At 36.6% G+C, this 26,651-nt stretch carries 25 protein-coding genes; 13 read left to right on the top strand and 12 right to left on the bottom strand.

Going from position 1 to position 26,651, the window contains the following annotated elements:
- Position 1: 1 nt before the first annotated feature.
- The 5 genes from EO766_RS02415 to EO766_RS02395 all read right to left on the bottom strand — a co-directional run bounded on the left by EO766_RS02415 (position 2) and on the right by EO766_RS02395 (position 5,256).
- The gene (locus EO766_RS02415) at positions 2-1,675 is read right to left on the bottom strand and encodes a DEAD/DEAH box helicase (protein WP_074418571.1); all 1,674 of its coding nucleotides are present in this window, start codon (positions 1,673-1,675) and stop codon (positions 2-4) included.
- Between the two features lie 112 nt (positions 1,676-1,787).
- Complete coding sequence (locus EO766_RS02410; RefSeq protein ID WP_074418570.1) at positions 1,788-2,636, bottom strand: prephenate dehydrogenase; 849 nt, start codon at positions 2,634-2,636, stop codon at positions 1,788-1,790.
- Positions 2,637-2,644: 8 nt separating this feature from the next.
- Complete coding sequence (locus tag EO766_RS02405; RefSeq protein WP_287100659.1) at positions 2,645-3,808, bottom strand: pyridoxal phosphate-dependent aminotransferase; 1,164 nt, start codon at positions 3,806-3,808, stop codon at positions 2,645-2,647.
- The gene (locus tag EO766_RS02400) at positions 3,795-4,622 is read right to left on the bottom strand and encodes a prephenate dehydratase (RefSeq protein WP_218330581.1); all 828 of its coding nucleotides are present in this window, start codon (positions 4,620-4,622) and stop codon (positions 3,795-3,797) included. Before EO766_RS02400 ends, EO766_RS02405 begins: the two co-directional genes overlap by 14 nt.
- 445 nt (positions 4,623-5,067) lie before the next feature.
- Positions 5,068-5,256 (bottom strand): hypothetical protein, encoded by a 189-nt coding sequence (locus tag EO766_RS02395; RefSeq protein ID WP_287100658.1) that lies wholly within the window; start codon positions 5,254-5,256, stop codon positions 5,068-5,070.
- Between the two features lie 146 nt (positions 5,257-5,402).
- On the opposite strand from EO766_RS02395, the gene EO766_RS02390 reads away from it, so the two are divergent.
- Together EO766_RS02390 and EO766_RS02385 are read left to right on the top strand one after the other, a co-directional pair.
- The gene (locus EO766_RS02390; protein WP_218330583.1) at positions 5,403-5,969 is read left to right on the top strand and encodes an RNA polymerase sigma factor; all 567 of its coding nucleotides are present in this window, start codon (positions 5,403-5,405) and stop codon (positions 5,967-5,969) included.
- A gap of 5 nt (positions 5,970-5,974) precedes the next feature.
- Positions 5,975-7,087, top strand: coding sequence for a S1C family serine protease (locus tag EO766_RS02385; protein WP_218330584.1), 1,113 nt, complete (start codon positions 5,975-5,977; stop codon positions 7,085-7,087).
- 70 nt (positions 7,088-7,157) lie between these two features.
- Here EO766_RS02385 and EO766_RS02380 read toward each other — a convergent pair whose 3' ends face one another.
- Entirely contained in the window at positions 7,158-8,063 is a 906-nt protein-coding gene (locus EO766_RS02380; protein ID WP_074421288.1) for a nucleotidyltransferase family protein, read from the bottom strand.
- A gap of 77 nt (positions 8,064-8,140) precedes the next feature.
- Here EO766_RS02380 and EO766_RS02375 point away from each other — a divergent pair, with 77 nt between their 5' ends.
- A complete protein-coding gene (locus EO766_RS02375) occupies positions 8,141-9,040 on the top strand; it encodes a 1-aminocyclopropane-1-carboxylate deaminase/D-cysteine desulfhydrase (protein ID WP_287100657.1) in 900 nt (299 codons plus the stop codon).
- A 25-nt stretch (positions 9,041-9,065) separates the two neighbouring features.
- Entirely contained in the window at positions 9,066-9,914 is an 849-nt protein-coding gene (locus EO766_RS02370; protein ID WP_218330587.1) for a hypothetical protein, read from the top strand.
- Here the strand turns inward: EO766_RS02370 and lipB are convergent.
- Complete coding sequence (lipB, locus tag EO766_RS02365) at positions 9,911-10,603, bottom strand: lipoyl(octanoyl) transferase LipB (protein WP_074421246.1); 693 nt, start codon at positions 10,601-10,603, stop codon at positions 9,911-9,913. The two genes, EO766_RS02370 and lipB, sit on opposite strands and share 4 nt — an antisense overlap.
- 66 nt (positions 10,604-10,669) lie before the next feature.
- Here lipB and EO766_RS02360 point away from each other — a divergent pair, with 66 nt between their 5' ends.
- Genes EO766_RS02360 through bioB form a run of 3 tightly spaced genes read left to right on the top strand, consistent with a single transcriptional unit; the run spans position 10,670 to position 13,581 of the window.
- A complete protein-coding gene (locus EO766_RS02360; protein ID WP_287100656.1) occupies positions 10,670-11,794 on the top strand; it encodes an RluA family pseudouridine synthase in 1,125 nt (374 codons plus the stop codon).
- Entirely contained in the window at positions 11,791-12,531 is a 741-nt protein-coding gene (locus EO766_RS02355; protein WP_179855961.1) for an FkbM family methyltransferase, read from the top strand. The genes EO766_RS02360 and EO766_RS02355 overlap by 4 nt, the downstream gene beginning before the upstream one ends.
- Positions 12,532-12,588: 57 nt before the next feature.
- A complete protein-coding gene (gene bioB, locus EO766_RS02350; protein ID WP_074420291.1) occupies positions 12,589-13,581 on the top strand; it encodes a biotin synthase BioB in 993 nt (330 codons plus the stop codon).
- Between the two features lie 21 nt (positions 13,582-13,602).
- Here the strand turns inward: bioB and porQ are convergent, their stop codons facing one another.
- Positions 13,603-14,628, bottom strand: coding sequence for a type IX secretion system protein PorQ (gene porQ, locus EO766_RS02345; protein WP_287100655.1), 1,026 nt, complete (start codon positions 14,626-14,628; stop codon positions 13,603-13,605).
- A 119-nt stretch (positions 14,629-14,747) separates the two neighbouring features.
- On the opposite strand from porQ, the gene mutS reads away from it, so the two are divergent.
- Entirely contained in the window at positions 14,748-17,384 is a 2,637-nt protein-coding gene (gene mutS / locus EO766_RS02340) for a DNA mismatch repair protein MutS (protein WP_074420293.1), read from the top strand.
- A 162-nt stretch (positions 17,385-17,546) separates the two neighbouring features.
- On the opposite strand, the gene EO766_RS02335 is transcribed toward mutS, so the two are convergent.
- Positions 17,547-18,098, bottom strand: a complete 552-nt coding sequence (locus tag EO766_RS02335) for a fasciclin domain-containing protein (RefSeq protein WP_074420294.1) — start codon at positions 18,096-18,098, stop codon at positions 17,547-17,549.
- A gap of 148 nt (positions 18,099-18,246) precedes the next feature.
- Between EO766_RS02335 and EO766_RS02330 the strand changes: the two genes are divergently transcribed.
- The 3 genes from EO766_RS02330 to EO766_RS02320 are packed head-to-tail and all read left to right on the top strand — an operon-like array spanning position 18,247 to position 22,045.
- Positions 18,247-19,497, top strand: coding sequence for an MFS transporter (locus tag EO766_RS02330; protein ID WP_074420295.1), 1,251 nt, complete (start codon positions 18,247-18,249; stop codon positions 19,495-19,497).
- A 28-nt stretch (positions 19,498-19,525) separates the two neighbouring features.
- Entirely contained in the window at positions 19,526-21,028 is a 1,503-nt protein-coding gene (gene treA / locus EO766_RS02325) for an alpha,alpha-trehalase TreA (protein ID WP_074418367.1), read from the top strand.
- A 21-nt stretch (positions 21,029-21,049) separates the two neighbouring features.
- On the top strand, positions 21,050-22,045 hold the full coding sequence (locus tag EO766_RS02320; RefSeq protein ID WP_074418368.1) for a LacI family DNA-binding transcriptional regulator: 996 nt from the start codon (positions 21,050-21,052) through the stop codon (positions 22,043-22,045).
- Here the strand turns inward: EO766_RS02320 and EO766_RS02315 are convergent.
- The 3 genes from EO766_RS02315 to EO766_RS02305 all read right to left on the bottom strand — a co-directional run bounded on the left by EO766_RS02315 (position 22,037) and on the right by EO766_RS02305 (position 24,752).
- Positions 22,037-22,936, bottom strand: coding sequence for a glycerophosphodiester phosphodiesterase family protein (locus tag EO766_RS02315; protein ID WP_074418369.1), 900 nt, complete (start codon positions 22,934-22,936; stop codon positions 22,037-22,039). The genes EO766_RS02320 and EO766_RS02315 overlap by 9 nt on opposite strands.
- Positions 22,933-23,562, bottom strand: coding sequence for an FMN-binding negative transcriptional regulator (locus tag EO766_RS02310; protein ID WP_074420296.1), 630 nt, complete (start codon positions 23,560-23,562; stop codon positions 22,933-22,935). Before EO766_RS02310 ends, EO766_RS02315 begins: the two co-directional genes overlap by 4 nt.
- A 95-nt stretch (positions 23,563-23,657) precedes the next feature.
- Complete coding sequence (locus EO766_RS02305; protein ID WP_074420297.1) at positions 23,658-24,752, bottom strand: Mrp/NBP35 family ATP-binding protein; 1,095 nt, start codon at positions 24,750-24,752, stop codon at positions 23,658-23,660.
- 237 nt (positions 24,753-24,989) lie between these two features.
- On the opposite strand from EO766_RS02305, the gene EO766_RS02300 reads away from it, so the two are divergent.
- The gene (locus EO766_RS02300) at positions 24,990-25,661 is read left to right on the top strand and encodes a carboxypeptidase-like regulatory domain-containing protein (RefSeq protein WP_074420300.1); all 672 of its coding nucleotides are present in this window, start codon (positions 24,990-24,992) and stop codon (positions 25,659-25,661) included.
- A gap of 41 nt (positions 25,662-25,702) precedes the next feature.
- Entirely contained in the window at positions 25,703-26,593 is an 891-nt protein-coding gene (locus EO766_RS02295) for a 3-hydroxyacyl-CoA dehydrogenase family protein (RefSeq protein ID WP_074418372.1), read from the top strand.
- Positions 26,594-26,651 lie beyond the last annotated feature (58 nt).

Below are 26,651 nucleotides of genomic sequence, written 5' to 3'. Positions count from 1 at the left end.
TTTAGCGCTCATTGGCTTCATTCATTCTGATTTTGCGGCCGCGATAGTTTTTACCATCAATGGCTTTGATCATTTTAGCAGCAGATTTTTTTTCAATTTCAATCCAGCTGTTCATATCTCTTAAATCAATTCTGCCTAAAACATCTTTTTTCAAATCGCTCATATCTAAAATAAACTGAAGAAAACTGGCTTTATAAAAGCCATCTTTACTTCCCAGATTAATGAATAAGCGAGTGGTATCTGCACCAGACAAATTACTATGCCTGTCTGAAGCACCTCTTCTGCCATTTTCGCCATTACCGGTTACAGCATTGCGCCCTACTGATTCCCTTTTTTCTCGTTTAGCTTCTCTTAAGTTTAAATCTTCTGCGTTTTCATAATATTTAAGGAAACGGTCAAACTCTAATGCTGCAATTCGGGTTAAAACTTCTTCTTTTGTTATGTCGGCAAATTTTTCACGCAGCATGGGTAAATAGGATGCATACCTGTCGTTTGATACATCGGTTTGCAACAATTTATCCATGAAGGCATAAAATTGTTTACGGCAAACATCTTTACCGGTGGGTAATTCTAATTTATGGAAAGTTGTTTGTACCAATTTTTCAATTGAACGTATTTTGTATACTTCCTTTACATGTATTAAACTCATGCAAATACCTGTACTTCCTGCACGGCCGGTTCTACCACTACGGTGGGTATATACTTCAATATCATCAGGCAAATCGTAGTTAATAACATGGGTAATTTCTTTTACATCAATTCCCCTTGCTGCCACATCGGTGGCTACTAATAACTGCAATGCCTTTTCTCTGAATTCGCCCATTACTTTATCTCGTTGTTGCTGCGATAAATCGCCATGCAGTGCATCAATATCATATCCATCACGGGTTAATTTTTCAGAGATAGATTGTGCTTCGGCTTTTGTTCTGGTAAAAATGATACCGTAAATACCGGGATTAAAATCAATTAACCTTTTCAATGCTTCATATTTGTGATGTGCATTCACCACATAATACTGATGGTCAATATTTTTATTAGTGGTATTCACCTTACCCACAGTAATTTCAAAAGGCTCTTTCATGTAGCGTTTACTAACCTTTTTAATTTCGGGAGGCATGGTTGCACTAAACAACCAGGTAGATTCTCTTTTAGGAGTATTTTCCAGAATAAACTCAATATCATCTTTAAAGCCCATATTCAGCATTTCATCGGCTTCATCTAAAACCACATAACTGATTTGTTCCAGATTAATGGCTTTTCTTTCAATTAAATCGATTAAACGGCCGGGTGTTGCAACTACTATGTGCACACCTTTTTTCAGGTCGCGAATTTGCAAGCCAATGGAGGCGCCTCCATATACTGCCACTACCTGAATGTTTTGTTTAAATTTTTTAAACAATTGAATTTCGCTTACAATTTGCAGGCAAAGTTCTCTTGTAGGGCATACAACCAATGCCTGAGGGTATTTCTGATTTTCGTTAATTAACTGAAGTAAGGGCAATCCAAATGCTGCAGTTTTACCGGTTCCGGTTTGTGCCAATCCAATTAAATCTTTTGTTCCACTCAATAAAACCGGAATTGCTTTTTCCTGTATGGCAGTAGGATTCACGAATCCTAATGATTCAGTAGCCTTTACTAAATTTTCTTCTAATCCTAACGCTTCAAATGTTATCATGTATTCTTAAATTTTGTGCAAAGGTAGATTATATTATCTCCTTGCTTTGTTTTGTTTATGTAACCTGCACAATGCGCTATTTCATTTTTAAAGCGTTTTGTGCTTTCCGTTTTTATTGAAGAATGCGTTTTATTTTATTAGCATTCTCCATTAATTCTATTAAATAGGTATAATTTTCTTTTTCCAGACAGGCTTTAAATTTTCTCAATTGTACAATATGCTCATTCAGTACATCCAGCACATTTTCTCTGTTTTGCATAAATATGGGCCCCCACATAGCGGGATTACTTTTAGCCAACCGAACTGTACTTTCAAAACCACCACCGGCCAAATCAAAAATGGCATCTTCTTCTTTTTCTTTTTCCAACACAGTATTTGCCAATGCAAATGAGGTGATGTGTGAGATATGACTTACATAAGCCGCATGCACATCGTGTGCATTGGGAGTCATATACACCAAATGCATTCCTAATGCTTTGTACACCCCTTCCATTTTTTGCACAGCTAAACCATCTGACAATTCTTTTTCACATATAACACAGGACCGGCCTGCAAAAGCATCGTGTACAGCTGCCTCGGGGCCACTGTATTCTGTACCCCACATAGGATGTGTTGCCACCAGTCTGCGCCGCATGGGATGCTCTTGCACTGCTTTACAAAGTGCCATTTTGGTGGAGCCTGCATCGGCAACAATTTGTTGATCATTGATTTGATCTAAAATATCCACAACAACAGGAATGGTAACATCCACCGGGATGGCCACATAAATTAAATCGCTTTTTTGGATTGCCTCTTTTAAAGGAAGTGCCTCATCTATCAATCCTAATTGAAGCGCTTTTTGTTCACTTTCTCTGGTTCGGCTAACGCCAATAATATGTTTGGCCATACCCTTTTCTTTTAAGGCAATGGCAAAAGATCCGCTGATTAATCCAACACCTACTATCGTTACATTGTTAAACATGAGTTCATTTACTTAATTCGATGAATGGCTTCCATTAATTTTTCTTCTGTTGCACAAAGGCTTATCCGTACATATTGATTACCTGCTGTTCCAAAAATACCTCCCGGTGTAATAAAAACACCTGCGTTGTGTAATACCGAATCGCTCATAGCAAAACCATCTTGTATAGTATTTGGAACTGAAGCCCAAACAAATAGCCCTACCTGATTGGTTTGATAAATACATTTTAATAAATCCAGTAATTCAAAAACTTTTTCCCGGCGTCTGGCATATACTTTATTCAATTCAATAAACCAGTCTTTACCTAATGAAAGTGCTTTTGCAGCGGCTAATTGTAATGGCAAAAACATGCCACTATCCATATTACTTTTAAAGCGCAATACTTCATCAATTCTTTCTTTCCTGCCACACAGCATTCCCACACGCCACCCGGCCATATTATGGCTTTTGCTTAATGAATTTAATTCTATCACTACATCTTTAGCCCCATTCACCTGTAGCATACTAACCGGATGTTCATTCAAAATAAAACTGTAGGGATTATCGTGAACAATTAAAATTTGATGCCGGTGTGCAAATGCTACCATTTTTTCAAATAAGGCCAAATGCCCGTTCTGACCTGTAGGCATATGCGGATAGTTTACAAACATTAACTTTACCTTCGACAAGTCTTCTTGCGCCAATGCGTTGAAATCTGGTGCCCAGTTTGTTTGTTCCTTCATTTCATAATTTCTGCAAATACCACCTGCTAACGTAACTGCACTGCTGTAGGTTGGATAACCAGGATTAGGAACCAAAACTTCATCTCCCGGGTTCAGATAGGTCATGCAAATATGCATTAACCCCTCTTTGCTGCCGATTAGTGGTAAAATTTCCGTCTCGGAATCTAAATCAACCTGATACCATACCTTATACCAGTCGGCAATTGCCTTTCGCAATACAAGTGCACCCTTATAAGATTGATAGCCATGCACATTGGGCAATGCAGCATTTTGTTGCAATGCAGTAATTACGTCGGGATGCGGAGGCATATCAGGACTGCCAATACCCAAATTAATAATTTGCTTCCCTTCGCGGTTCAAAGCATCTATTTCTCTGAGTTTACCAGAAAAATAATATTCTCCCACTCCCTGTAGTCTGTCTGCAATGGGTATCATATTAAATATTTCCATTTTTATAAATACCGAAATTTTTAAACATATCGATATGAGGCTTCAAAAGCTTTAATACTTTATTCAATTCGTTTACATTTTCAAATTCCATGTCAGCATAAAAGCTGTACTTAAAATTAGTACCGGCAATAGGCATACTTTGCAGCTTACTTAAATTGATGCCATTATCGGCAATAATGGTGAGCACTTTAGCCAGACTTCCTTTTGTATGATCGGTTGCAAAGTGAACGGTTGCTTTGTTTGCATCGGCAGCCTCGGTTGCATCCTCTGTACGTTCTACTACCAGGAAACGGGTGTAATTATTTTTCTGTGTTTGAATATTGGGGGCAATGATATCCAATTCATACAATTCTGCTGCCAATGAACTGGCAATAGCTGCAATCGCTTTTTTATGTTGTGTACTTAAAATCTGTGCGCTTAATGCAGTATCTTCCGTTTCAACCAATTTCCAGTTATGTTTTTCTAAAAACTCCAAACATTGCTGAATAGCCATGGGATGTGAATGCACTTCTTTAATATCTTCTATCCGAACACCCGGATCAACCATAAGGTGTTGCTTAACCGGCAAATACACTTCTCCAGTAATTTGCAGATTACCTTTCTGCAATAATCCGTAATTGGGTAATATGCTACCCACAATAGAATTTTCAATAGCCATTATACCACCATTACTTTCCTTTTTGGTGCCGGCTATTTTTACCAGATCTTTAAATGTAGCACATGCTATAATTTCTACATTTTTACCGAAGTATTCGATGGCAGCCATGTGATGAAAACTGCCTTCATAACCCTGAATTGCTATTTTTTTTTTCATAAAATAAAAAATCCCGGCTTTAGGCCGGGTGTTATATTGGTTGTTTTAAAATTAAACATTGGCAAATTACACCCGGCTACTATTGAATAAAGTAGTAATAAAAGAAAAAACAGAAACCGGTATTTGCTGTAATTTGTTTCATAATGCCTCAAAAATAAGGCATTCAAAAATCACCACAAAAAAAATTTTAAATATTTTTAAAAACTAACATGCTTTAGTTTTTAATTATTTATAATTTATATACTAATTATATTACATGAGGTACTGATATGAAATGATCTAAAAAAGGGTACAAATTGTTAAAAATATTGACTTTACCGAAAGAAAAAAGCCCTTCCGTGGAAACGGAACGGCCTCTAACGATTGCTTGCCATATGAAAAACTCTTCTATACTTTACTTCGACTGCAAGCCGCCTTTTGAAATAAGTATACTTGCTTATTGCAATTATTTTTTAGCAGCGCTATCTACTTTTGCAGCAGCAGTATCTACTTTTGCAGTAGCAGTATCAACTTTTGCAGTAGCAGTATCTACCTTAACGGCAGTTGTTGAATCAGTTTTTGCTTCATCAGATTTTGCATTGTTGCAGGCTGCCATAACACCGGCTACTGCTAAAACGGCTAATAATTTTTTCATTGTTGTGAGCTTTTTTTGTGAATGAATTTTCTATTAATACCACACTGCAATAAAAGGTAACCCTGCCACAAGATTTTTTTTGAAATAATATTTTAAGTAATTTTTGGGTTACTTTTACCCTCCTTCAAGTATTAAAAGTACATCGCGTGAAAGCTGAGTTTAACGAACAGGAATTACTGAAAGGTTTGGCAAGCAACGATACCAGAGCTATTGAAACCATATATAAAAAAAATTTTAATATGGTACAGTCTTTTATTCTTAATAACAATGGTACTTACGATGATGCCAGAGATATTTTTCAGGAAGCTATGATTGCGCTATATGAAAAAGCAAAAAGCGAATCATTTGTTTTAACCTCTAAAATTAACACGTATGTATATTCCATATGCAGGAGATTATGGCTTAAACGATTACAACAAATGGGCAGATTTGTTCAACAAATTGATGGCTTTGAAGAGACTGTTCAGGTGGAAGATGACCTTGAGATTCATGAAAAACGCAACGCCGAGTTTGCAATAATGGAAAGAGCACTCAATAGTTTAGGTGAACCCTGTAAAAGTTTATTGGAAGGCTATTATTTGAAAAAATTAGATATGCAGGAACTGGCCAAATCGTTTGGGTACACCAATGCAGATAATGCCAAAAACCAGAAGTATAAATGTTTAACCCGATTGAAAAAACTATTCTTTGCACAATATAATATTGGAGAATAAATACAATGGAAGACATTCTTTTAATACAAGCAATTGAGCGTTACTTAGACGGTACCATGTTACCTGCAGAGAAAGCTTATTTTGAGCAGTTGCGAAAAAACACGCCCGAAATTGACCAAATGGTGGTAGAGCATAGCATGTTTTTAGCACAAATGGATGCATTTGCCGATCGCCAGCAATTTAAACAGGCATTGCACCAAAGCCATCAAAAACTGATGGAAAAAGGTGAAATTAATGAAGGCTCGGCTATTCATACCAAAGGCAAAATTGTAATGTTATGGAACAGGTACAAAAAAGTTACAGCCATAGCTGCAAGCGTTGCCGGTGCCATTGCCATTATAACCAGTGCTATGTTTGCTTATTTTAGTCCGGCAGTGAATGTAAGCCAATTGCAACAGTTGAGTAAAGACATTGAGGTAATTAAACGCAACCAACAGGTGCAAGGCTCTTTAATTAACGAAGTAAAAAGTAAATTACCCGAAAATGCCCGTTTAATTAGTGGTGGTACGGGTTTTTTAATTGATACCAAAGGATATCTGGTTACCAATGCACACGTATTAAGAGGCTCAGGCGCTATTGTTGTAAATAATAAGGGACAGGAATTTACCGCCAGTATTGTTAACATAAACCCTGCCGTTGATTTGGCAATTTTAAAGATTAATGACAAAGATTATCAGCCATTAAAATATTTACCTTACAGCATTGCTAAAAAAACCGGCGATTTAGGAGAAGAAATTTTTACGCTGGGCTATCCCCGAAATGAAATTGTTTACACGCAGGGTTATTTAAGTGCAAAAACAGGTTTTGATGGAGATACTTTAAGTACACAAATTCAAATGAATTCTAATCCCGGTAATAGCGGAGGCCCGGTTTTAAACAAAAAAGGTGAAGTAATTGGTATTTTAAGTACACGCCAAACCCATGCCGATGGTATTACTTTTGCTATCAAAAGCAAAAATATTTACAGCTTAGTGAACCACTTAAACAACAATGATTCGGAAAAAAATATCACAAAAATTAAACTCCCCTTAAAATCATATATTGCCAATAACAACAGAGAAGAACAGGTGAAGAAAATGGAAGATTGTGTGTTTTTGGTGAAGGCTTATAATAACTAAGCAAAGTTTTATAACATTAAAAAAGCCACCTCATTAAATCGGGTGGCTTTTTCCTTTTCAAATAAAACCATTATTTCCATAAATATTCAGGATATGCTCCGGTTTGTACCAATGCTTCAATGCTTTTTTTCACTTCCGGCGCATCTTCTTTATAAGTAACCCCAAACCATTGGGCAGATGTAGGCAATACTTTTACCACGCCTAAATTTCTTTTCACAAATTCATCAACCACTAAAGGAATAAAAAATTCTGATTTAATATTTTTGATATGCTTATCGAGAAATTCACCAAACAATTTTTCTGCCAGCGCAATAATGTTGGGATGAAAACCGAAGAAATTCATACTGACAAGGGTATTATCTGGCAAAGTACCATTCCCGTTTTCCTCTTCAAATATAATTTTTCCGGATGTATGATCTCTATAAATTTTTGTTCTTTCCCTGATATTCACCAATTGTTGTGCTTCATTTACAGAACAAACACCGCGGCTTACACTTCCATTGCCACTCAGTGTTTTCGATAATTCATAACCCATAATGGCATAAGTTGTTTCATTGCATTCCTGCTGCAAAAATTTAGCAGCTTTTTCAAAAGCTTCTCTTCCATAAAAATCATCTGCATTGATGATGGCAAATGGTTCAGTTATTTTCCCTTTACAGCATAATAATGCATGGGCTGTACCCCAGGGTTTTACCCTATCAGAAGGAACAGTGTGGCTTCCCACAAAATCATGTATGCGCTGGTACACATAATCTATTTCAATTTTACCATTTAAACGGGGCTCAAATTGTGCTTTAAAGGCATCCGCAAATTCTTCACGAATTATAAAAACTACTTTCGAAAACCCACTTCTAATGGCATCAAAAATAGAATATTCCATAATGGTTTCGCCACCGGGACCAAAAGCTTCTGTTTGTTTCATAGAACCATACCTGCTGGCCATACCTGCTGCTAGAATAACGAGTGTTGGTTGCATAATTGTAAATTTGAATCTTTGCGAAGCTAAAAGATAAGTTTAAAACATCCAATAGTTTTATTACAAACACATGCTGCATGTTTACATTACCTTTTGATAAAATGCCCTATTTGCAAGCTATTCCACTAACTTATGCAGCTGTTAATCAAAACATAACACTCGCTGTTTTGCGATTAGATGTTATTCATCCGGAAGTAAGTGGTAACAAATGGTTTAAATTACAATTTTATTTAAATGAAGCCATTCAGCAAAACAGCAGTCGCATTGCTACTTTTGGGGGTGCATATTCCAATCATATTTTAGCAACAGCTGTAGCCTGTAAAATGGCAGGTATGCCTTGTATTGGCTTTATAAGAGGTGAAGAAAAAATTACCCCTACACTGAAAGCTGCTGCCAATGCCGGTATGGAATTGCATTTTATAAGCAGAACAGATTATCGGAATAAAACCCTGCTACAGCAGCAATTTCGTCAATCCGGTTATTATTGGGTGCAGGAAGGCGGTTATGGTGAACCGGGTGCAGCAGGTGCAGCAACCATACACCGGTTTATTCCTTCGCAAACCACCCATATTACCGGGGCTGTTGGCACAGGTACCATGCTGGCAGGATTGCTAAAGGGTGCAGTACCACACCAAACTATTTTAGGAATTCCCGTTTTAAAAGGCGCCGAAAATATACAGCAGGATATTGCACTATTGGTAAAAGAACCGGAAAAAATGAAACAAATGGTTTGGTTGAATACCTATCATTTTGGGGGCTATGCAAAACATAACAATCAGCTACTGCAACAAATGAATGAATGGTGGCAATTATACCGTTTACCTACCGATAAAGTTTATACAGCAAAACTCATGTGGGCTGTTTTCGATTTAATAGAAAAAAATTATTTTCCTTCAGGAAGTAATATTGTAGCTGTTCATAGTGGCGGTTTACAGGGTAATGCATCCTTGTTGCCGCATATTTTGAAGTTTTCATAACAGCATCACCATTATATTTGTCTGAATGAAACGTATTTATTTTCTTGCCTTTGTTTTTCTAGTTTGTGGTCAATTACCTGCACTTGCACAGCAAAACGATACCTTGCCCAATTTTTCGGTGCATGCGCTCACTAAAAATAAAAATCAAATCAGTTGGATCAACCCATATCCAGATTGCAATCAATTAGTTGTGCAGCGCTCTTATGATAGTTTAAAGTTTTTTACCAGTATTTTTTCGGCCCAATCACCAGAATTGGTGCAAAACGGATTTGTAGACAATCAGTTTACACCGGGAGTTACAGTGTATTATCGTATTTTTTATGTACAGCAGGGAGGTAAATATTTTTTTACTGCTTCCAAATCGGCGGATAATTTAAGAGTTATGGCAGATGCCCAAAAAAATAACCAGATTTTATTACCGGGTCAGCCTTTACAAAATAATGAAACGATTATCATGTTCCGCATCTTTAATAAAGAGCGTGATTCGTTGTTGTATATGCTGGAACCCAAAGATTACAGGCATTTTAAAGATTCTATTACTACAAAAACCAAAGACACATTAAGTATAGTAGCAGAGAATGAAATTATATTAAAAAGGTATATCCCCAAAATGGTGTGGAAGCCATCTATATTTGTTTTTACCAATAATAAAGGCTATGTAACCATTGCTTTACCCAATACAAAAATACATGATTACAGTGTAAAATTTTTTAATGACAAGAATGAATTTGTATTTCAGATGAATGGAATAAAAGATCCCTATCTGGTGGTAGATAAATCTAATTTTTTACATGCAGGCTGGTTTTATTTTGAATTGTATGAAGACCACCACCTGCAAGAAAAAAACAAGTTTTATATCGAAAAAGATTTTTAAACTGCCCATTCCACCTCAAACACCTTTGCAAAGTTTTCTTTTACGTGTTGTTTTACCTCATCCATGGGGATAAACATTCCCAACTCTTTTTGCAGCGAAGTAACCTGTTTATTTTGAATACCACAGGGTATAATATTGTTGAAATAATTTAAATCGGTATTGATGTTGAAAGCAAAACCGTGCATGGTAATCCACCTGCTGCATTTAATACCCATGGCACAAATTTTACGTTCAAAACCTTTTTTATCCGGATCAATCCAAACACCGGTTTCGCCCTTACTGCGGCTGCCTTTTATACCATAAATTGCCAATGTTTGAATGATGACTTCTTCCAAACTGCGCAGGTACCAGCCTAAATCGGTTTTAAATTTATCTAAATCAAGAATAGGATAACCAACAATTTGTTGCGGACCATGAAAAGTAATATCACCGCCTCTGTTAATATGAAAAAAATCAATACTTTTTCCCTTCATTTCAGCTTCTGAAATCAAAATATGTTCGCGTTTTCCGCTTTTACCCAATGTATAAACGGGTGTATGTTCAACAAAAAGCAAATAATTTTTGGTTTGTTTCCGGGTAGCCTCATTCGATTTTAAGGCTACATTGGCTGCAAGCAGTTGCTCCTGAAAATCCCATACACTTTTATAATCTTTTAAACCTAAATCTTCAAAATAAACCAACCGCTCCATAACTGTATAAATTAGAATTGAATATAAATTTCAGCAGCACTTTTCAAAGTATTTCTTCAAAGTAATTTGGCAAAGTTACAAAAGCAGGCCGGTGAAAATAATACAGTTTTATGGCCTGCACCTATATTTGCAATAATGAATATGGAATACATTCAAATACCTGCTGAAGAAAACAATGAAAACCTTTATGAACGCAAAGCGTTTTCAATTGATAAAAATCAGGAACCCATTCGTATTGACAAATGGTTACAAATGCGATTGGAAAATGCCACACGCAACAAAATTCAGAAAGGTATTGAAGCAGGTTTCTTAACTGTAAATGGAAAAATTGTAAAGAGCAATTACAGAATTAAACCCGGCGATGAAATTGTATTACTCAGTTTCAATAATCCTGAATATACCGAAGTTAAAGCTGAACCCATTCCTTTAAACATAGTATTTGAAGATGATGCCATTATGGTCATTAATAAAACAGCCAATATGGTGGTGCATCCGGGAATAGGTAATTATACCGGCACATTACTGAATGGTGTAAAATATCATTTACTGCAACAAAACGCTGCTTTAAATGAAGATGAATTGCCGCGTTATGGCCTGGTACATCGTATTGATAAAAATACAACCGGTTTAATTGTGTTGGCTAAAACTGCCGATGCAGCCGCACATTTGGCCAAACAATTTTTTCATCATACCGTTAAACGAAAATATGTGGCATTGGTGTGGGGAAATATAGAAGCAGATGAAGGTACCATTGATGCACATATTGCCCGGCACCAGCAATATAGAAAAATGTTTGCCGCATATCCCGATGGTGAAATTGGCAAGCATGCCATTACGCATTACCGTGTGTTGGAACGATTTAATTATGTAACATTAATTGAATGTGTGTTAGAAACCGGAAGAACCCACCAAATAAGGGTACATATGAAATATTTAGGCCATACCCTGTTTAATGATTTTGAATATGGTGGCGATAAAATTTTAAAGGGAACCATTTACACCCGTTACAAACAATTTGTTGAAAATTGTTTTACTGTTTGTAACAGATGTGCATTACACGCAAAAACGCTGGGCTTTGTGCATCCGGTTACGGGCAAAGAGGTATTATTTGAATCTGATTTACCGACCGATATGACACAGGTAATTGAAAAATGGAGAAACTATATTCAACACAAAAACATAACAGATTGACAGTTTACCGCTTCATCAGAAATTTGTTGAAACAATGCGTACTGCATGCTCCCATTGCACTCACAAAGAATGAACAAATAGATCGTCAAACCCATCGCGTTATAAAAAAAGTTTTACAAAATGAAGGCATTGGTGCAGATGTAGGTGCTCACAAAGGAAAAATTACAGCAATGATGGTAGCGGCATCACCCCGCCAACAACACTATGCTTTTGAGCCCATCCCACAATTGTTTAAACATTTAGAAAAAAAATTTAATGAAAAAGTAAAAGTGTATCCTTATGCATTAAGTAATAGTACAGGCATATCAACGTTTAATCTGGTTACAACCAATATGGCATACAGTAGTATACGAAAAAGGCCTTATGACCGGCCTGAATTAGATGACTACATACCTGTTAACTTAAATACGTTAGATGCAGTTATTCCTTCATCCATCCAAATACAGCTAATTAAAATAGATGTGGAAGGGGCAGAGTTTTTAGTATTAGAAGGAGCTATGCAAACCATACAACGCTGTAAGCCCATAGTTTTGTTTGAATTTGGCAAAACCGGTGCCGGTGTATATGGTATTCCTTCCAGAAAAATGTTTACCTTATTTAACCAAACACTGCGCTATAACATTTTTACTTTAAGCGGATGGCTACAGCAAAAAGAACCACTTACTTATGCCCAATTCAACCATTTTTTCATTCATGAAAAAGTTTATTTCTTTTTAGCGGCACCTCAACCGGATTAATCGCAAAGTTTTACAGGTATTCCTATATTTGTCGCTGAAAAAGTAGAAATCAATTATATGCAAACAGATATCAAAAGTAACTGGACCCTTTTAGAAATTGAAAATATATACCGCTCACCTTTATTGGAATTAATATTCAATGCAGCAACCCTGCATAAAAAATACAATAACACTGCAGAAGTACAGGTTTGTACTTTACTGAGTATTAAAACCGGAGGTTGTACCGAAGATTGTGCCTATTGCCCACAGGCAGCACGTTATAATACCGATGTAAATGTTCAGGCTTTAATGCAAAAAGAAGAAGTACTGGCTTATGCAAAAAAAGCAAAAGATGCAGGCAGTACCCGTTTTTGTATGGGTGCAGCCTGGCGTGAAGTACGCGATAACAGAGATTTTGACCGGGTATTGGAAATGGTAAAAGGCGTAAATGAAATGGGCATGGAAGTTTGCTGTACACTGGGTATGCTGACTGAAGATCAGGCAAAAAAATTAGCAGATGCCGGTTTATATGCCTACAACCATAATTTAGATACCAGTGAGGAACACTATCACGAAATCATTACTACCAGAACATACAACGACAGATTAAATACTTTAGAAAATGTAAGAAAAGCTGGTGTTACGGTTTGTTGCGGCGGTATTATTGGATTAGGCGAAACACATGAAGACAGAATAAAAATGCTACATACACTGGCAACAATGCCCCAACACCCGGAAAGTGTACCCATTAATGCACTCGTACCCATTGCCGGAACCCCTTTGGCACATAATAAAAAAGTAGATGTATGGGATATGGTGAGAATGATTGCCACAGCAAGAATTATTATGCCTGCAACCATGGTACGCCTGAGTGCCGGAAGAACCAGTATGACTATTGCAGAGCAAGCACTATGCTTTCTGGCAGGGGCCAACTCAATTTTTGCCGGAGATAAATTGTTAACCACTCCCAACCCCAGTTTTGAAGAAGACAATGCCATGTTTGAATTACTGGGCTTGGTACCAAGAGAATCTTTTAAAGAAGAAAAACAACATTTGAGTGAAATGGTATAGCGGTTCAACAATTCATTTATTCTAAAGGCCATCACCCTTCCAGTTAAAATTTAAACTAACCTGGTGAAACATGTTTTGCTGATAAAAACCGGTTGCATAACGAATGTGTATTTTTTTAAATAGCACACCTGCACCCATCGTAAATCCATTTAAACCATTGGCCGTAGTATAAGCATTTAAATCGTGGCGGCGTAAAAAATTATAGCCTGCTGTAACTTCTACTTTATGATCAATCAACAATTGTACAGAAGCAACCAAATGGGTTACCAATTGATTTATAAAATTAGCATTATTGCTTGTATTACTATAAGCTGCATTAAAAGCAGTATCATTATACAAGGTATTAAAGGTTTGCAAATGATGCGCAGTTAAGGAAAATTGCAAAGGTGCCTTTTCTAATCTTTTGGTAAAGCCCATTTGCACATCAAAAGGCAATTCTTCTCTTATGCCATTGGTATAAGTTTTTAATTGTGATCCCATATTTTTAACAACCAATCCGGCCTGAAAACCCCGAGCGGAATCATAATAATTTAATCCAATATCTATTGCTATTCCGCTGCTTTTATATTGGGCATACTGGCTATTCATGAATTTAAAAGTACTACCCACCCACCAATTGTTGTGATAAGCATGCGAAAATAGGAGCTGCGCCACATAATCTACAGGTTTGAATGTTCCGAAAACATTGCCGGAAGCATCTGTTTGAGTTAAAATGCCATAATCAAAATAATTAATACCAATGGCTACATTGGTTTTTGATTGATTCAAATACCATGCAGTGGTTAAGCTATAATTTTTAATACCTGCAATAAAATTATTGAAAGCAGTATTGAGTTGCTGTTGCATAGCAGGCCTTAGCAGAGCCGGATTTTGAAAAGCCATACCCACATCATTGCTAATATTGGAAATATTTACCCCTCCCAATGCAGACAATTGGGCTGTATTAGGCTGTGTAACAAAATTATATACAGTATTTCCACCCAATGTTTGGGCAAACAAACCCATACTGCATAATAGCAAAAAAAGAAGGAATTGTAGTTGTTTCATTAGCGCGGTCAAGATACTAAAACTTGTAATTGTTCCGGTAAAAGTTACCATTCAAACTAAATTTTTCCCTTTAAAAAAAGGAATGGGTAAGCTTTGCAGCAATAATTATATTTGTTGCCATGCAAAAATCAGTTTCAGAAACCCCCTTAATACAACAGCATAATGCAATCAAGCAAAAATACCCTGATGCCATTCTGTTATTTCGGGTAGGCGATTTTTATGAAACTTTTGGTGCCGATGCTATTGTTGCATCATCCGTTTTAGGTATTACCCTAACCAAGAGAAATAATGGCGCTGCTGCTGCATCTGAGCTGGCCGGTTTCCCGCACCATGCCTTAGAAACATATTTACACAAATTAGTAAAAGCCGGTTATCGAGTGGCCATTTGCGACCAGTTAGAAGATCCAAAACAGGCCAAAGGCATTGTAAAAAGAGGTGTAACCGAATTGGTTACCCCGGGTATTGCCACCAATGATAAATTACTGGAACATAACAGCAATAATTTTTTAGCTGCCGTTCATTTTACAGAAACTATTACAGGAATTGCTTTTTTAGATATCTCAACCGGTGAGTTTTTTATTGCAGAAGGCAATATAGAATATGCTGATAAATTACTGCAAAGTTTAAAACCGGCAGAGGTAATCTTTCAACGCAACCACCAAAAACAATTCAAAGAATTATTTGGTAACAAGTTTTATACCTACACGCTAGAATCATGGATTTTTGATGAATTGTTTGCCAATGAAAGCTTGCTCAAGCATTTTCAATCGCATTCATTAAAAGGTTTTGGTATTGAGCATTTAAGAGCAGGCATTGTAGCAGCCGGTGCAATTCTGCATTATCTGAAAGAAACAGAACACCCCAACTTACAACATATAACTGCTATAAAACGTATAGAAAAAGATGATTTTTTATGGATGGACCGTTTCACCATACGCAACTTGGAATTATTGGGCAGTGGATATGGTGAAGGAAACGGACTATTACAAATTTTAGACAATACCGTAAGCCCAATGGGCGCCCGTTTATTGCAACGCTGGATGGTTTTTCCACTTAAAAATAAAATTGCGATTCAGGAAAGGTTAGATGCGGTTGCTTATTTAATTAAGGAACCTGAATTACGCAGCAAAACTGCCCATGCCATTAAGCAGTGTGGTGATATTGAACGCTTACTGAGTAAAATTCCCACAAAAAAAATTAATCCCCGCGAAGTATTGCAAATTGCCAAGGGATTACAGCAAACCGCTGCCATAAAAAGCGCATTTGCCAATTGTAACAATATTTATTTACAACGTTTATCTGATGCGTTAAACAATTGCAGCGTAATTACAGAAAAAATTATTAAAGAGCTAAAAGATCCACCCCCGGTTTCTGCACAGAAAGGAGATGTTATACAAGTTGGGGTGGATGCAAACTTAGATGAATTAAGAAAAATTGCTTCAGGAGGTAAATCATACTTACTCAATATCCAACAAAAAGAATCCGAAGCCACCGGAATAACATCATTGAAGATTAGTTTCAACAATGTATTTGGTTATTACCTGGAAGTTACCAACGCTCATAAAAATAAAGTACCCACACACTGGATAAGGAAGCAAACTTTAACCAATGCTGAGCGATACATCACGCCTGAGTTAAAAGAATATGAAGAAAAAATAATGGGTGCTGAAGAAAAAATTCTTGCACTAGAGTCCGGTCTATATGATGCACTGTTAACTGCGCTGCAAGATTATATTGCACCCATACAGGTAAATGGCAGTACGTTAGCCATTATGGATTGTTTAATTTGTTTCGCTGAAAATGCATTGAAATTTGAATACAGAAAACCTGAAATACACGATGGGTTAGCATTGCATTTAAAAGAAAGCCGGCATCCGGTCATTGAACGAAATATGCCTTCAGGTGAAGCATATATTGCTAATGATATTTCATTGGATCCTTTAACCCAGCAAATTATTATTTTAACCGGACCAAACATGAGTGGTAAAAGCGCCATATTACGTCAAACTGCCTTAATTACGCTCATGGCTCACATGGGCAGTTTTGTACCTGCTGCAAATGCCTCTATTCCATTAACCGATAAAATTTTTACCCGTGTTGGTGCCAGCGATAATTTAAGTGGAGGTGAATCTACTTTTATGGTAGAAATGAATGAAACAGCCAGCATTATTAACAACCTTTCGGAACGGAGTTTAATTTTATTAGATGAAATAGGAAGAGGCACCTCAACTTATGATGGTATTTCCATTGCATGGAGTATGGTAGAATACTTGCACGATTCGCCATTTACGCCAAAAACATTATTTGCTACCCATTACCACGAATTAAATGCACTGGAAAACCAATTGTTGCGGGTAAAAAATTTTCATATTACTAATAAAGAAACAAGTAATAAAGTTATTTTTCTGCGAAAACTGGCGCCGGGTGGCAGCACACATAGTTTTGGTATTCATGTTGCTAAAATGGCTGGCATGCCGCCTGAATTAATTGAACGGGCCAACCAAATTTTACTGCAATTGGAAGGAAAAGAATTACAACATCAACATAATGATGATGAACCTGATACAACAACACATTTGCCGAAAATAAAATCAGGAAAATTGATAAAAGCGCCACAAGTTCAGTTATCTATTTTTGATGCACATACCGAAACTTTTGAAAATATTCGTAAAATGCTGGCTGCCATTGATATTAACCGACTTACGCCGGTTGAGGCGCTGATGAAGTTGAACGAAATAAAAGATATGCTTCGCTAGTATTTGAAATACAGAGAGACGATCCTATTACTGATACGTCTCTCTGTTTCCTGTTACCCTGATTGTTTTTAAAAGGTTGTATTGGATTTTTGGTTTTTTAAAAGTATTGGATGCTGAATTATATTGGATATTAGATTCTAAAGTATTCCCCCTCCTTCATTTTTATGCACCTGGCATTAATACGGTATCAATTACATGTATTACTCCGTTACTTTGATTTACATCGGCAATAGTAACATAGCTTTTACCTCCTTTGGCATCGGTTAATACTAGTTTTTTACCTTCTATAGTAGCGGTTAATGTACCACCCTCTACTGTTTTTAAAGTTGCTTTACCATGGCCTTCTTTAATTAATTTCGCAATGTCTTTGGCATTGTATTTTCCTGCCACTACATGATAAGTCAAAATTTTAGTTAATAAAGCCTTGTTTTCCGGTTTTACCAAATTATCAACAGTTCCAGCTGGTAATTTATCGAAGGCTTCATTGGTGGGTGCAAAAACCGTAAACGGACCGGCACTTTGTAAAGTTTCAACCAATCCGGCGGCTTTAACTGCAGCTACCAGTGTGGTATGATCTTTTGAGTTTACTGCATTTTGCACAATGTTTTTACTGGGATACATTGGCGCTCCGCCAACTTCAACGGTTTTTTCTTTTTGAGCCATAGTTGCATTCATTACCAAAGCCGCTGTCATCATTAAAAAAATTCTTTTCATAGTGTTTTTTGTATTTGTTTTTAAATGTTTTGTACAATAGTTACGAGGGCGGAATCAATTCGGTTTTGTATTTCTGATTTTTTTTGTATCCCGGTATGCCAATAAGTAATTAAATTCAACCTTTAAACTTCATCTTAAACGATCTGCCATGTATCAATGGAGAATTAAACTCTCGATATTCATTAATTATTTCGTGTTTGCTATTTTATTAAATAGTGTAGGCACGGTTATCCTGCAAGTTCAAAATAATTATGGTGTAACACAAAGCGCTGCAGCCGTTTTGGAGCCCTTTAAAGATTTAAGTATTGCCATCGTTTCATTTATTATATCTTCTTTTATTACTAAAATAGGCTATAAAAAATCGATGCTCATTGCACTTGCATTTATTTCATTGGTGTGTTTTTCAATGCCTTATACCAATAGCTTTTTTGCCACCAAGCTTTTATTTGCGGCTATAGGTTCCAGTTTTGCATTAATTAAAATATCAGTGTACAGTACCATTGGATTAGTTACTCGCTCTGAAAAAGAACATATCAGCCTCATGAATTTTGTAGAATCATTTTTTATGGTGGGTATTTTAGCAGGCTATTTTATATTCAGCTATTTTGTAAACGATAAAGATCCACATTCTACCGCCTGGCTGAAAGTGTATGTTTGGTTGGGGGCCTGCACTACATTTGCTTTTATTTTATTATTGAGTGCACGACTCGATGAATCAAAAGCACAACAGCAAGTTCAGAAAATTTCATTAGCGAAAAGTGTTGGAGAAATGTTTCAATTAATTGTTTCTCCAATTGTACTTATTTTTATTGCCTGTGCATTTTTTTATGTATTAATTGAACAAAGTATTATGAGCTGGCTGCCCACTTTTAATAGCCAGGTTTTAAAATTACCAACCACACTAAGTATAGAAATGGCCAGCATTTTAGCCGGCTCTACTGCAGCGGGCCGCTTTTTAGCCGGCCTGGTACTAAAAAAATTAAATTGGTTTACAGCACTGTTTTTATGTTTGATTCTGGCAACCATTTTAGTGTTAGTGGCCATACCGTTAGCACAAAAAACAACGGGGCAACCCATTACCGGTTGGGCTACTGCTCCCATTGCAGCATTCATTTTCCCTATGATTGGATTATTAATTGCACCTATTTATCCGGCCATTAATTCAGTTATTTTAAGTACACTTTCGGTAGAAAAGCAAGGTGTTATGTCTGGATTAATTATTATTTTTTCCGCATTGGGCGGTACAACAGGCTCTTTAATTACCGGCAATATTTTTCAATATTATGGGGGTACTCAGGCATTCTACTTTTCATTGGTACCAATCACTATTTTGGCGCTTTGTTTGTTTATTTTCAGAAAATTACAACTCAAATACAAGCAACAACAGTCACAAGTGTAAACATTCAATCAATTTCATTTTATTCTATATGCAAACATTTGATAACTTATTAAATATTGAAGATTTTGGAGAATTATATGTTACCATCCAACAAAGTAATTTATTTTCTGATTCTAAATTTTTTGTAGATGCCATTCCTGTTGATTCCGTTGAACAAATTATTCATTCCTATCAGTCACAAAAAAATTCAACCAATTTTAATTTGTTATCGTTTATTAAAACGCATTTTAAACTGCCAAATGACAGTACACTTCATTATCATTCAGACAATAAAGATATTACTACCAATATTCAGGATTTATGGGAAGTATTAACCCAGCAACCCGGAGAAAAGGGTGGCACATTGATTCCACTACCCTACCCTTATATTATACCCGGCGGACGTTTCAGAGAAATTTACTATTGGGATAGCTATTTTACAATGCTTGGGTTAAGTGTGGATAGAAGATGGGATATCATTGAAAATATGATTAAAAATTTTTCCTATTTAATTAATACGTTCGGTCATATTCCCAATGGTAACAGAACCTATTATCTTAGCCGCTCACAACCGCCATTTTTTTGTTTAATGGTGGAATTACTGGCTGCAAAAAAAGGGACGCATATTTTATTGGATTATTTACCTGCAATTGAAAAAGAATATGCTTACTGGATGGATGGAGCTGACCAGTTATCTGAAATCCAATCAACTTACAGAAGGGTTGTTTTATTAGAAAATGGTGCTGTTTTAAACAGATACTGGGATGATGATGATACACCAAGGCCTGAAGCCTATAAGGAAGATACACACCTGGCTCAACAGGTAGCAGGGGCTACTGCTAATGAAATATACCGCCATATAAGAGCTGCAGCAGAATCGGGCTGGGATTTTTCGAGCCGGTGGTTTACTGATGCGCAAAACATGGCCACAATTGAAACCACCCATATTATTCCGGTTGATTTGAATTGTTTGCTTTTATTTATCGAAGAAACGCTTGCTAATATTTATAATGGTACTGGCCATACTAACAAAGCAAACTTATTTATCCAAAAAAGTACAAAACGCAAGGAAGCCATTCGGCAGTTTTGCTGGAATGAAGAGAAGGGTTTTTATTTTGATTACCAGTTTATTAAAAAGCAACAAAAAACAGTTTATTCACTGGCAGCATTGTATCCATTATTTTTTTCAATTACATCGAAAGAAGATGCAGCTAAAGTTGTAGCCATTACGGCTGAAAAATTTTTACAACAAGGCGGTGCCGTTACTACTACATTGCATTCAGGCCAGCAATGGGATGCACCGAATGGATGGGCACCTCTGCAATGGATAACTTATAAAGGTCTCAAAAATTATCAGGAAAATCATTTAGCCCATCAGTTAAAAGAGAACTGGCTTTTACTCAATGAAACAGTGTACAGAAATACAGGAAAATTAATGGAGAAGTACAATGTTGAAACATCCGGCATACATGCGGGTGGTGGTGAATATCCTACACAAGATGGTTTTGGGTGGACCAACGGTATTTTTCTGGCCTTGAAAAATGATGATTAATTTTTTTGAAAAATATACGCAATGCAACAAACCAGCACTTTAAAGCAATTGGCTCAAATATTAAACATGAGTATTTCTACCGTTTCCAGAGCGTTAAAAAATCATCCGGATATTGCCGAAAAAACCAAACAAAAAGTAAGAGAATTGGCAGCATCTTTAGAATATGAACCTAATGCATATGCCATTCAATTGCGAACCAACGTTAGCAACGTACTGGGTATTATGATACCTACTATTACAAATTTTTTTTATGATACCTTTATTGCATCTGTTGAAGAAGAAGCAAGAAAGGCCGGCTATTCTTTATTAATTATGCAATCGGGCGAAAGCAGTGAAGTGGAACAAAACAATTTAAAATTGTTAAAAAAAAACAGGGTTTCGGGATTATTTGTATCGGTTACTAAAGAAAATAACGACATATCAGCATTTGAAAAATTAGAAGAACAGGACATACCGGTGGTGTATATTGATAGGGTTCCGCATCATGAAAACTGTAATAAAATTTGTTTGGCAGATACAGAAAGTGCAACCATAGCTGCACATGCACTTATTGAGCATCAGAAAAAAAATGTTCTGGCTTTATTTGGTTATCCGAACCTATCTATCACAGAAAAAAGATTGGAAGCATTCACACATACTTTTCAAACATTTGCTCCTGCTGCAATTGTAAATTGCCGGTTTCCTGATCAAACAAAAGCTGCTAAAAAAGAAACCTTACACTTTTTAAATTCCAAAAACATACCCGATGCTATTTTTTGTATGGGCGATCAAATTTTAATGGGTGCCATGCAGGCATTATATGAAAAAAAAATAAAAATTCCTGAACAAACTGCTGTTATCAGCATCAGTAATGGATTTATTCCTACTTTATTTCAACCCAATATCACATACATTGAAACCAGTGGGAAAAAATTAGGAAAATATGCTTTCAAAAGAATGATGGAATGTTTGCATGGTGATAAAACATTCAAAGAAATATTAGTTCCGTCTATTCTTGTTAGCGGTAACTCACTTTAATTTTTTATACAAATCAGGATAATCGCTGATTAAGCCGTTTACACCCATCTTTTTTAAACGCTGCATGGTTGAAAAATCATCCACCGTCCAGGGTATTAATGCAATACCCAAATCCCGGCATTGTTTTACCAGTAAAGGCGTAACCATACTATAATCGGGCGAATAAATGGCAGGGATAAATCCGAGTTGCTTTAACTGTGCCGCAAAATTCAATTGCATTGGGGGTTCTACCAATAAAGCAGTTTTAATTGCAGGATAATGCTGATGCAGGTATTGCAATGTTCTGATATCAAATGATTGAATAATAACTCTTGAAGCAATACCTTTCGCTTCAACTATATTCATAATTAAACGAACAAAAGTGGCAGGATCAGGATGGAAAATACCGTCGGTAGAATCGGTACTTTTTGTTTCAATGTTGTATTGAACCAGTGGTAAATGGTGTAAATGGGTATAGGCTTCTACTGTATCAATCACTACACTAAGTTTGGGCTTATGTACCGCAATTTTTTGCTGATTGGGAAATCGCGGATAAAATTTCGTACCCACATCATATTGCTGTGTTTCAGCATACGTCATCTGATAAATATTCAAAGTTTTTTCTTCTGCAGCTGTTACCGGTGTTCCATCATGATGTAAAGAAAATTCTTGATTAATATAAGGATCGTGACTAATTAGTACCTGACTATCTTTCGTAGTCACTGCATCCATTTCAAGTGTAGTTACCCCTAACTCAATTGCTTTTAAAAATGCAGGAATTGTATTTTCAGGCATCAACCCCCTGCAACCCCTATGGCCTTCTTTATCAAAAAAACCGGGTTGGGTGGCTTGTTGTATTTTAGCAGTGGTACAAGATATCATCAATAAAAATAAAATACTATATTTTTTCATTTGGCTGATTGAATTTTTATTTTCAACATTTCATTGGCCAAAGCCTGTTGTGTTGCATTACCGGTTTTTAAATGCCCCACAACAGACTGAAAACTTTCTTCATCTTTATTCTGACTGAGTTTAAACACATGGTTGCATTGTGTAACTTCTATTTCAAAAGCTACAATAGCTTTCATGTTTTCTTTTACATAATCAGCGGGCATCTTTTCAACATCTGCAGTACTGTTTGCTGTACCTTCAAAATAACGGGTTTGCCGTACTAATAATTGATACAATCCTGCATCATCTAAAAACCCGATGATTCCTGATGCATGTACCGCCATATAATTCCAGGTACTGGCCACTGCGGGCGGGCTGTACCAAGCTGCGCTAACATAACTTTCCGGCCCCTGAAAAATTGCCAATACCTTGTTATTTGCTTCATAAGCCAGTGTATGTAATTGATTGCGCATAACATGACCTGTAAGAAAAATAGTTTCACTTCTTTTTTCAATCAGTACAGGAATATGTGTTGCCACAGGCCAGCCCTCAGGCGAACATCCACATAAAGTAATGAAAGGATGTGCCTGCATAAATGCAAATACATCGTTGGGATAATTGGCTTTGAAATGTGGCAAATGATACATGTTCGCAATTTGGGGATTCAACCGATGTCCATTTCCAATGCCCGGTTCGTAATAAATTGAAACAGAGCCTATCCGTTTTCCAGGCTATCCTTTTTTTAAGATGGAACGGCTACCGGTTGGGTATTGATCATATTCGCATTCCGCATGGCAATATTCCTTACCGCAATATTGGTAATAGTTCTAAATGCTTCCTGCGAAATAACATCACCCCCCACCATTGCAGGAACACCGGTGTCTCCCCCCTCACGTATGCTTTGCACAATGGGAATTTGCCCCAAAAACGGCAACTCATACTCTTCAGCTAATTTTCTGCCTCCTTCTTTTCCAAAGAGATAATATTTATTTTCAGGCAATTCGGCAGGCGTAAAATACGCCATATTTTCAACCAACCCGATAATTGGAACATTAATTTGTGCCTGTCCAAACATGGCAATTCCTTTCTTGGCATCTGCCAATGCCACGGGTTGCGGTGTTGTTACAATTATCACTCCCGTTACAGGTACTGTTTGCATCAGCGTTAAATGAATATCGCCGGTACCGGGGGGCATATCTATAACCAGATAATCCAATTCACCCCAGTCAACTTCTGTTACAAACTGTTTTATGGCACTGCTGGCCATTGGGCCGCGCCATACCACCGCATTTTTTTCATCTACCAGCAACCCAATGCTCATTAATTTAATTTGATATTTTTCCAAAGGAACAATGACCCCTTTCCCATTTATTTCGCGCATCATGGGGCGTTGACCTCTTACACCAAACATAATAGGTACACTGGGCCCATAAATATCGGCATCCATTAAACCTACATGCGCACCACCCTCAGCCAATGCCAATGCCAGATTTGCAGCAACGGTACTTTTTCCAACTCCGCCTTTTCCGCTTACCACTGCAATAATATTTTTTACTCCGGTCAATAGTTGAAGAGCATCTTTTCTGTTGGTGGTAGTTTGGGCAGTAAAATTGATATTCACTTTTGCATTTTTATTGACCAGTGTATGAATGGCATTTTCACTGGCTTTTCCAATTGTTTCTTTCAACGGACAAGCCGGAGTGGTTAAAACAATAGTGAAGCTAACTTCATTATCATCGATAACAATATCTTTTACCATTTTCAATGTAACAAGATCTTTACCCAGATCGGGGTCCTGTACATTACTGAGTGCTTTTAAAATATCAGCTTCTGTCATCACGCAAGTTTTTGTTAAAAAATGTAAATTTTCGCAAAGTTAATCCCCATCCCCCTTACTTTGTTACGAAATTAGCAGTAATCAACATTTATAGAAAACCTTTGTTCTCATTGTGTACAACACCCTATTTTTGTGCCATACGATTGGTATGCACATGAATTGAATAGACAGAGATTTTACCCTAAATTGCAATTCAGTTTACAGAAAGTAGCAAAACATGATTTTATAAATCAACAAATGAAACAAATTCTACAATATTTTTTGCCTGCCATTGTTTTATTTCTGTTTGTGCCAAAACTTCAGGCACAAATCAGTAAAGCACCAAGAGATTCTGTGATTCAGTTATATGGTGTGGTAATGACTTCTGATAGTTTAAAGGCCATTCCATCTACCAGTGTTATTGTGGATGGCAAAGGCAGGGGTACTATTACCAATTATGATGGTATCTTCTCCATTGCTGTTTTAAAGGGCGATAAAATTACATTCTCATCAGTAGGTTATAAAGATAAAACTTACGAAATTCCCACACATTTATCTGATAACCAATATAGTTTAATTGTATTATTAGTTAGTGATACCAACTATTTGCCTGCTGCTATTTTAAAACCCAGGCCTACCCGCGAACAATTTGAAAGAGATTTTGTGAATACACAAATTCCCGATGATCAATATGAAATTGCACGGCAAAATACCGACGAATCGAAACGCAGGGCTCTGTTAGCTGCTTTACCTGCCGATGGCCGTGAAGCAGTAAATTATCAATTAAGGCAACAGGCTAACCGATACTACTACCAAGGTCAGTTACCTCCACAAAATATTTTTAACCCTCTGGCATGGGCCGATTTTATTAAAGCCTGGAAAAGAGGTGATTTTAAAAGCAAAAAGTCATCTTCCTCCAGTGGATATTAGTTAACTATTGTAACAATTTATTTTAGTTAAATAATTTATTTATGGAATATGTTTCAATAATTGGTGCTGGCACTATGGGCAATGGCATTGCACATGTATTTGCACAAAATGGATTTAAAGTTGCTTTAATTGATGTACACCAACCTCAATTAGACAAAGCAATGGCTACCATTGCAAAAAACTTAGACCGGCAAGTTGGAAAAGGTATTCTTACAGAAGAAAAAAAAATTGAAACGCTCCAAAATATTGTTACACATAATACGATAGAAAAAGGGGTACAACAGGCAGCCCTTGTTGTTGAAGCAGCTACCGAAAATATAGACATTAAATTACAATTGTTTAAACAATTAGATGCCTTTGCACCTGCCAATGCCATTCTGGCTTCAAATACATCATCCATTTCCATTACAAAAATTGCTTCGGTAACCAAAAGGCCACAGCAGGTAATTGGAATGCATTTTATGAATCCGGTACCGGTAATGAAATTAGTTGAAATTATTAATGGGTATGATACGCTTCCTGATGTTAGTAATACCATTATTGCGTTGAGTACACAATTAGGAAAAATACCATGTGTTGTGAATGATTATCCAGGCTTTATTGCCAACAGAATTTTAATGCCGATGATAAATGAAGCCATTTACAGTTTATATGAAGGCGTTGCTGGTGTTGAAGCCATTGATACCATCATGAAATTGGGTATGGCCCATCCAATGGGGGCACTTCAACTGGCCGATTTTATTGGGTTAGATGTTTGCCTCAGTATTTTAGAGGTGCTGCATAAAGGGCTGGGTAATCCAAAGTATGCACCCTGTCCGTTATTGATCAACATGGTTACTGCAGGAAAATTAGGCGTAAAATCCGGAGAAGGATTTTATACTTATACTGCCGGCAATAAGGAATTGATTGTAAGTAACCGATTCAGGCATTAAATATTACAGTGCATCTAACCTGAGATCAATCACTTAAATTTACCACAACGGCAATTTT

Source organism: Hydrotalea sp. AMD, assembly GCF_004100315.1.
Classification (GTDB): domain Bacteria; phylum Bacteroidota; class Bacteroidia; order Chitinophagales; family Chitinophagaceae; genus Hydrotalea; species Hydrotalea flava.
Note: the sequence above shows the minus strand (reverse complement) of the source record. Positions and strands in the feature narration are given on the sequence as shown.

Excerpts from the sequence above, each read along its gene's own strand:
- EO766_RS02415 (WP_074418571.1), bottom strand. The coding sequence starts at position 1,675 with ATGATAACATTTGAAGCGTTAGGATTAGAAGAAAATTTAGTAAAGGCT.
- EO766_RS02410 (WP_074418570.1), bottom strand. The coding sequence starts at position 2,636 with ATGTTTAACAATGTAACGATAGTAGGTGTTGGATTAATCAGCGGATCT.
- EO766_RS02405 (WP_287100659.1), bottom strand. The coding sequence starts at position 3,808 with ATGGAAATATTTAATATGATACCCATTGCAGACAGACTACAGGGAGTG.
- EO766_RS02400 (WP_218330581.1), bottom strand. The coding sequence starts at position 4,622 with ATGAAAAAAAAAATAGCAATTCAGGGTTATGAAGGCAGTTTTCATCAC.
- EO766_RS02395 (WP_287100658.1), bottom strand. The coding sequence starts at position 5,256 with ATGAAAAAATTATTAGCCGTTTTAGCAGTAGCCGGTGTTATGGCAGCC.
- EO766_RS02385 (WP_218330584.1), top strand. The coding sequence starts at position 5,975 with ATGGAAGACATTCTTTTAATACAAGCAATTGAGCGTTACTTAGACGGT.
- EO766_RS02380 (WP_074421288.1), bottom strand. The coding sequence starts at position 8,063 with ATGCAACCAACACTCGTTATTCTAGCAGCAGGTATGGCCAGCAGGTAT.
- EO766_RS02375 (WP_287100657.1), top strand. The coding sequence starts at position 8,141 with ATGTTTACATTACCTTTTGATAAAATGCCCTATTTGCAAGCTATTCCA.
- EO766_RS02370 (WP_218330587.1), top strand. The coding sequence starts at position 9,066 with ATGAAACGTATTTATTTTCTTGCCTTTGTTTTTCTAGTTTGTGGTCAA.
- lipB (WP_074421246.1), bottom strand. The coding sequence starts at position 10,603 with ATGGAGCGGTTGGTTTATTTTGAAGATTTAGGTTTAAAAGATTATAAA.
- bioB (WP_074420291.1), top strand. The coding sequence starts at position 12,589 with ATGCAAACAGATATCAAAAGTAACTGGACCCTTTTAGAAATTGAAAAT.
- porQ (WP_287100655.1), bottom strand. The coding sequence starts at position 14,628 with ATGAAACAACTACAATTCCTTCTTTTTTTGCTATTATGCAGTATGGGT.
- mutS (WP_074420293.1), top strand. The coding sequence starts at position 14,748 with ATGCAAAAATCAGTTTCAGAAACCCCCTTAATACAACAGCATAATGCA.
- EO766_RS02335 (WP_074420294.1), bottom strand. The coding sequence starts at position 18,098 with ATGAAAAGAATTTTTTTAATGATGACAGCGGCTTTGGTAATGAATGCA.
- EO766_RS02330 (WP_074420295.1), top strand. The coding sequence starts at position 18,247 with ATGTATCAATGGAGAATTAAACTCTCGATATTCATTAATTATTTCGTG.
- treA (WP_074418367.1), top strand. The coding sequence starts at position 19,526 with ATGCAAACATTTGATAACTTATTAAATATTGAAGATTTTGGAGAATTA.
- EO766_RS02320 (WP_074418368.1), top strand. The coding sequence starts at position 21,050 with ATGCAACAAACCAGCACTTTAAAGCAATTGGCTCAAATATTAAACATG.
- EO766_RS02315 (WP_074418369.1), bottom strand. The coding sequence starts at position 22,936 with ATGAAAAAATATAGTATTTTATTTTTATTGATGATATCTTGTACCACT.
- EO766_RS02310 (WP_074420296.1), bottom strand. The coding sequence starts at position 23,562 with ATGTATCATTTGCCACATTTCAAAGCCAATTATCCCAACGATGTATTT.
- EO766_RS02305 (WP_074420297.1), bottom strand. The coding sequence starts at position 24,752 with ATGACAGAAGCTGATATTTTAAAAGCACTCAGTAATGTACAGGACCCC.
- EO766_RS02300 (WP_074420300.1), top strand. The coding sequence starts at position 24,990 with ATGAAACAAATTCTACAATATTTTTTGCCTGCCATTGTTTTATTTCTG.
- EO766_RS02295 (WP_074418372.1), top strand. The coding sequence starts at position 25,703 with ATGGAATATGTTTCAATAATTGGTGCTGGCACTATGGGCAATGGCATT.